The organism is Kitasatospora sp. NPDC059817 (assembly GCF_042731835.1).
Classification (GTDB): Bacteria; Actinomycetota; Actinomycetes; order Streptomycetales; family Streptomycetaceae; genus Kitasatospora.
The window spans coordinates 1-5,445 of record NZ_JBHWIR010000201.1 but is presented as its reverse complement, the minus strand read 5'-3'; the positions used below and the strand labels follow the sequence as shown (position 1 = coordinate 5,445).

General features: G+C 73.5%; 6 protein-coding genes. 3 read left to right on the top strand and 3 right to left on the bottom strand.

Annotation, left to right across the window (positions count from 1 at the left end):
- Positions 1 to 144: 144 nt before the first annotated feature.
- From ACFV61_RS30100 to ACFV61_RS30090, 3 genes are all read right to left on the bottom strand, one after another.
- Positions 145 to 1,068, bottom strand: a complete 924-nt coding sequence (locus ACFV61_RS30100; protein WP_380495034.1) for a serine/threonine dehydratase — start codon at positions 1,066 to 1,068, stop codon at positions 145 to 147.
- Positions 1,069 to 1,207: 139 nt separating this feature from the next.
- Positions 1,208 to 1,534 carry a hypothetical protein gene (locus tag ACFV61_RS30095; protein WP_380495032.1) on the bottom strand — a complete coding sequence of 109 codons (327 nt, stop codon included), beginning with the start codon at positions 1,532 to 1,534 and terminating at the stop codon, positions 1,208 to 1,210.
- The gene (locus ACFV61_RS30090) at positions 1,531 to 1,836 is read right to left on the bottom strand and encodes an SAV_915 family protein (RefSeq protein WP_063350301.1); all 306 of its coding nucleotides are present in this window, start codon (positions 1,834 to 1,836) and stop codon (positions 1,531 to 1,533) included. Before ACFV61_RS30090 ends, ACFV61_RS30095 begins: the two co-directional genes overlap by 4 nt.
- Before the next feature lie 236 nt (positions 1,837 to 2,072).
- Between ACFV61_RS30090 and ACFV61_RS30085 the strand changes: the two genes are divergently transcribed.
- From ACFV61_RS30085 to ACFV61_RS30075, 3 genes are all read left to right on the top strand, one after another.
- On the top strand, positions 2,073 to 2,507 hold the full coding sequence (locus ACFV61_RS30085; protein WP_380380978.1) for a helix-turn-helix domain-containing protein: 435 nt from the start codon (positions 2,073 to 2,075) through the stop codon (positions 2,505 to 2,507).
- A gap of 102 nt (positions 2,508 to 2,609) precedes the next feature.
- On the top strand, positions 2,610 to 2,966 hold the full coding sequence (locus ACFV61_RS30080; RefSeq protein WP_063350303.1) for a DUF4180 domain-containing protein: 357 nt from the start codon (positions 2,610 to 2,612) through the stop codon (positions 2,964 to 2,966).
- A gap of 165 nt (positions 2,967 to 3,131) precedes the next feature.
- Entirely contained in the window at positions 3,132 to 5,354 is a 2,223-nt protein-coding gene (locus tag ACFV61_RS30075) for an NADP-dependent isocitrate dehydrogenase (RefSeq protein WP_063350304.1), read from the top strand.
- Positions 5,355 to 5,445 lie beyond the last annotated feature (91 nt).

The following is a 5,445-nucleotide window of genomic DNA, read 5'->3' as shown; positions in this document are numbered from 1 at the left end:
GGGGCCCCGCCGCCGGGGGGGGGCGCCCGCGGGGGCCGGGGGGGGGCCGGCCGGGCGCGCGCGGCGCCCCCCCCCGGCCCCCCCCCCCCGGTCCCCCCCCCCGGCGCCCCCCTCTTCGTGTGGGGGGACGGATGCGGCCGTCGGTCAGGGTGCGGCGAGGTCGGACGGGTCGGTGTTGGCGCCGCACAGGAGGACGGCGACCCGCTCGCCCTCCGCGTGGTCGAGGGCCGCCAGGGCGGTGGAGGCCGCGTACTCGACGGCGATGCGGTGGTCCTCCCAGAGCCGGCGGCGGGCGCGCACGATGGCCTCGTCGTCGACCAGGACGGACCGGACGCCCTCGTGGCGGGCGGCGTGGACGGCGAGGGCGGTGGCGCGGCGGGCGCCGAGGGCGTCCTGGGCCACGGAGGACACCGGGACGTCGACGGGGTGGCCGGCGGCGAGGGCGGCGTGCAGGGCCCGGCTGCCCTCCGGCTCCACCGCGACCACCCGGACGCCGTGCTCGCGGGCCGCGACGGCCACCCCGGCGAACAGCCCGCCGCCGCCGACCGACACCACCACCGTGTCCAGCCCGGGGACCCGGGCGCTGATCTCCTCCAGCACGGTGCCCGCGCCGGCGGCGATCAGCGGGTGGTCGTAGGCGTGCGAGGCCAGCGCCCCGCTGCCTGCCGCGAACTCCTCGCAGGCCGCCAGCGCCTCCGCGTACTCCCGGCCGACCAGCCGCACGTCGGCGCCGTACGAGCGCAGCCGCGCCAGCTTCACCGGGGAGGCCGTCTCGGGCAGGAACACCGTGGCGCGCACGCCGAGCTCGCGCGCCGCCCAGGCGCAGGCCAGCCCGGCGTTGCCGCCCGAGGCGATGGTGACCCCGGCCTCCGGCAGGGTGCCCGCCTCGGCGTGCGCGAGCAGGAAGTTCTGCGCGCCGCGGGCCTTGAAGCTGCCGGTGTGCTGAAGGAACTCCAGCGCCAGCCAGATCCGCCCGTGGTCGTCCCCGGGGGCGACCGCGACCGGCCGCACCCTCCCGGCGATCCGCTCACCGGCGGCCTTGACCTCGTCGTACGTCAATCGGTCCATCGTGCCTGCTCCTCAAGCCGGGTGCGTCGCCTCTGGGCTTGACGGTACGTCGCGGGCGCGGGACGAGGAAAGGATCACGGTCGGGCGGCACCGGGGCGGGGCCCTGCTGCCGCCCGACGGGGGCGCGGGGGGCCAGGGCCTAGGGAACCGGGCGGAGGGTGACCGGTCTGGGGGTGAGGGCGCGCAGCACCAGGTCGATCCGGATCCTGGCGGCCCCGGCGCGCTGGAGGGCGGCGGCGACCGCCCGCAGTTCCTCGGGGCCGGTGCAGGCGAGGCGGAGCTCTAGGTCGGCGTCGCCGGCGAGGGAGAGTCCGCCCTGGACGGCCGGGTGCTCGGCCGCCAGCCGGTCGAAGTCGAGCGGGACCGGCCCGTAGCTGACCCGGACGAGCGCGTGCAGCGCCCGGGCCGGCTCGGGTGGTTCCGGTTCGGGGTCAGGGTCCTCGGGGACCAGTTGGAGGGCGGTCACCGGTGCTGGAGCTGTGCGGTCGGGGCGGGGGCGAGCGGGGTGGCGGGTGCGGTGACGGGCGGGGCGACCAGGCGCGGGTCGAGGACGAGGGTGTCGATGCCGAGGGGGGCGGTGAGCGCGCGCAGGGCGGGTTCACCGAATTCGGTGAAGGCCTGGTCCGGCCCGAAGAGGGCGGCGAGCGACTCGGGGCTGGAGAAGCCGACGGCGCAGCGGCGGCCGTCGCGCAGGCGGAAGAGGCGGAGGGCGGTGGTGGTGCCGGTACTGGAGACGGTGACCGGAACGTGCCAGACGACGCGGGCCATGCGAGTGCTCCCGGGTGGGGTGGTGGTGCCTGCCGGAACTGCTGCTTCGACGCTAGGCCGGGTTCCGCCGGGCGTCGCCGGTCCTGACGCGGCGTTGACCGAATGAGGTGGTGCGTTGACGCACCCCTGACGGTCGGTTCACCCGAGTGGACTAAACCACTCCCTATCATTACGTAAACATCCCTATCGGATGGTATGTTTCCTGCGGATGGGGATGTTCGAGAGGATGGTCGCAGGTGGCGCAGTACTACTCGGTGGAACAGGTGGCCGAACTGCTCGGCCTGCACGTGCGCACCGTCCGCGGCTACATCCGCGACGGCCGGCTCGCCGCGACCAGGATCGGCAAGCAGTACCGGATCGCCCGTGCGGACCTGGAGGCCTTCACCGGCGCCCCGGCCGCCCCGCCCGCACCCGTGCCCGGTGCCGGCCCGCGGCGCGCCGAGGTGTCCGCCGTCGTCCGGATCGAGAACGTCGACCGGGCCGCCGCCGACCGGCTGTCCAACGCCGTGCTGGCCGCGATCGCCGGCCCGCGCGAGGGCGGCTGGCCGCTGCACGTCGAGACCGTCCACGACGAGGAGCGGGAGACCCTGCGGCTCGTCGTCCTCGGCGATCCGGCCGACACCGCCGCGCTGCTCGGCATCGTCCACACGATGACCTCGTCCATGCACTGAGGCCTCGTCCAGGCGCTGACGCCGGCCGCGCCGGATGGCGTCGGTCACACCGGACCCGCATCGGGATCCGCATCGAACCCACATCGACCAGGGAGAACGGCAATGTCCGAGCAGTACGGCACGACGGTCCTGCGGCTGCCCGCCGAGGGCGCGCCGATCCGCGAGGAGCAGGACGCCATGGACGTGATCGGCGACGCGTTCGGCCGCGGCGCCTCCTGGGTGGTCGTCCCCGTCGCCCGGCTGCACCCGGACTTCTTCACGCTGCGCACCCGGGTCGCCGGCGGCATCGTGCAGAAATTCGTCAACTACCGCGTCGGCCTGGTGGTCCTCGGAGACATCGCCGACCACGTCGCGGCGAGCGACCCGCTGCGCGACTTCGTCCGGGAGAGCAACCGCGGCCGACAGCTCTGGTTCCTCGCCGACGAGACGGAGCTGGCGGCCCGGTTCGCCGAGGTCTGAGCGTTCTCCGCTTGCCCCGCACCCGCCCCGGGACCACGGTGGAGCTGACCGTCGGCGCGCCCCCGGGGCACCCGGCGCACGCTCCGGGGCGGGGGGAGGTGGAGCTAGGGGGCCGTGACGAGATATCTTGACGTCAAGACGTTGGAGACGTGAAGCGGAGTACCGATGACTGACTCGACCATCATCTATACGCACACCGACGAGGCTCCGGCCCTGGCGACCTACTCGTTCCTGCCGGTTGTCCAGGCATACGCCTCGACGGCGGGTGTGCGCGTGGAGACCCGCGACATCTCCCTGGCCGGGCGGATCATCGCGAGCTTCCCGGAGCGTCTCGCCGAGGGCCAGCGGATCGAGGACGCCCTCGCCGAGCTGGGCGACCTCGCCAAGACCCCGGGCGCCAACATCATCAAGCTGCCGAACATCTCGGCGTCCATCCCGCAGCTGAAGGCCGCCGTCGCCGAGCTGCAGGCGCAGGGCTACGCGCTCCCGGACTACCCGGACGACCCGCAGACCGACGAGGACAAGGACGTCCGCGCCCGTTACGACAAGGTCAAGGGCAGCGCCGTCAACCCCGTCCTGCGCGAGGGCAACTCGGACCGCCGCGCCCCGGGCTCGGTGAAGAACTACGCCAAGACCCACCCGCACCGCATGGGCGCCTGGTCGGCCGACTCCGAGACCAACGTCGCCACCATGGGCGAGAACGACTTCCGCTCCACCGAGAAGTCCGCCGTGATCGCCGCCGACGGCGCGCTGCGCATCGAGCTGGTCGCCGAGGACGGCAGCGCCACCGTGCTGCGCGAGCGCGTCCCGGTGCTGGCCGGCGAGGTCGTCGACGCCTCGGTGATGCGCGTCGCCGCCCTGCGCGAGTTCCTGACCGCCCAGGTCGAGCGCGCCAAGGCCGAGGGCGTGCTGTTCTCGGTCCACCTCAAGGCCACCATGATGAAGGTCTCCGACCCGATCATCTTCGGCCACGTCGTCCGCGCCTTCTTCCCGAAGACCTTCGCCAAGTACGGCGAGGTGCTGGTCGCCGCCGGTCTGGACCCGAACAACGGCCTCGGCGGCATCCTCAACGGCCTGGACGGCGTGCCGCACCTGGGCGCGGAGATCAAGGCCTCGTTCGAGGCCGAGCTCGCCGAGGGCCCGGCCCTGGCGATGGTCGACTCGGACAAGGGCATCACCAACCTGCACGTCCCGAGCGACGTCATCGTCGACGCCTCGATGCCGGCCATGATCCGCACCTCCGGCCACATGTGGGGCCCGGACGGCCAGGAGGCCGACACCCTCGCCGTGCTGCCCGACAGCAGCTACTCCGGCGTGTACCAGGCCGTCATCGACGACTGCCGCGCCCACGGCGCCCTGGACCCGGCCACCATCGGCTCCGTCCCGAACGTCGGTCTGATGGCCCAGAAGGCCGAGGAGTACGGCAGCCACGACAAGACCTTCGAGATCGCCGCGGCCGGCACCGTCCGCCTCGTCGACGCCGAGGGCAACGTGGTGCTGGAGCAGGCCGTCCAGCCGGGCGACATCTTCCGCGCCTGCCAGACCAAGGACCTGCCGATCCAGGACTGGGTCAAGCTGGCCGTCACCCGCGCCCGCGCCACCGGCGACCCGGCGGTGTTCTGGCTGGACGAGAACCGCGCCCACGACGCCGTCCTGATCGAGAAGGTCAAGAAGTACCTGCCGGAGCACGACACCACCGGCCTGCAGATCGAGATCAAGTCGCCGGTCGAGGCCACCACGTTCTCGCTGGAGCGCATCCGCCGCGGCGAGGACACCATCTCGGTGACCGGCAACGTGCTGCGCGACTACCTGACCGACCTGTTCCCGATCCTGGAGCTGGGCACCAGCGCCAAGATGCTGTCGGTCGTCCCGCTGATGGCGGGCGGCGGCCTGTTCGAGACCGGCGCCGGCGGCTCCGCCCCGAAGCACGTCCAGCAGCTGGTCAAGGAGAACTACCTGCGCTGGGACAGCCTCGGCGAGTTCTTCGCCCTGGCCGCCAGCTTCGAGCACCTGGCCACCAGCACCGACAACGCCCGCGCCCAGGTGCTGGCCGACACCCTGGACCGCGCCACCGGCACCTTCCTCAACGAGGACAAGTCGCCGAGCCGCCGCCTCGGCGGCATCGACAACCGCGGCAGCCACTTCTACCTGGCCCTGTACTGGGCCCAGGAGCTGGCCCAGCAGACCGCCGACGCCGAGCTGGCCCAGGCGTTCGAGGGCCTGGCCAAGGCGCTCGGCGAGCAGGAGACGACCATCGTCGACGAGCTGATCGCCGTGCAGGGCTCGCCGGTCGACCTCGGCGGCTACTACCAGCCGGACCCGGCCAAGGCCGCGGCGGTGATGCGCCCGTCCAAGACCTTCAACGAGGCGCTCGCCAACCTCGCCTGATTCCAGGGGAGTCGAAGCACCGGGAGGGGGCCGGGGGCGGGGGCCGGCCCCCGGGCCGCCCCGCCGGGCGGGCGCGGGGGGGTTTAAAAAA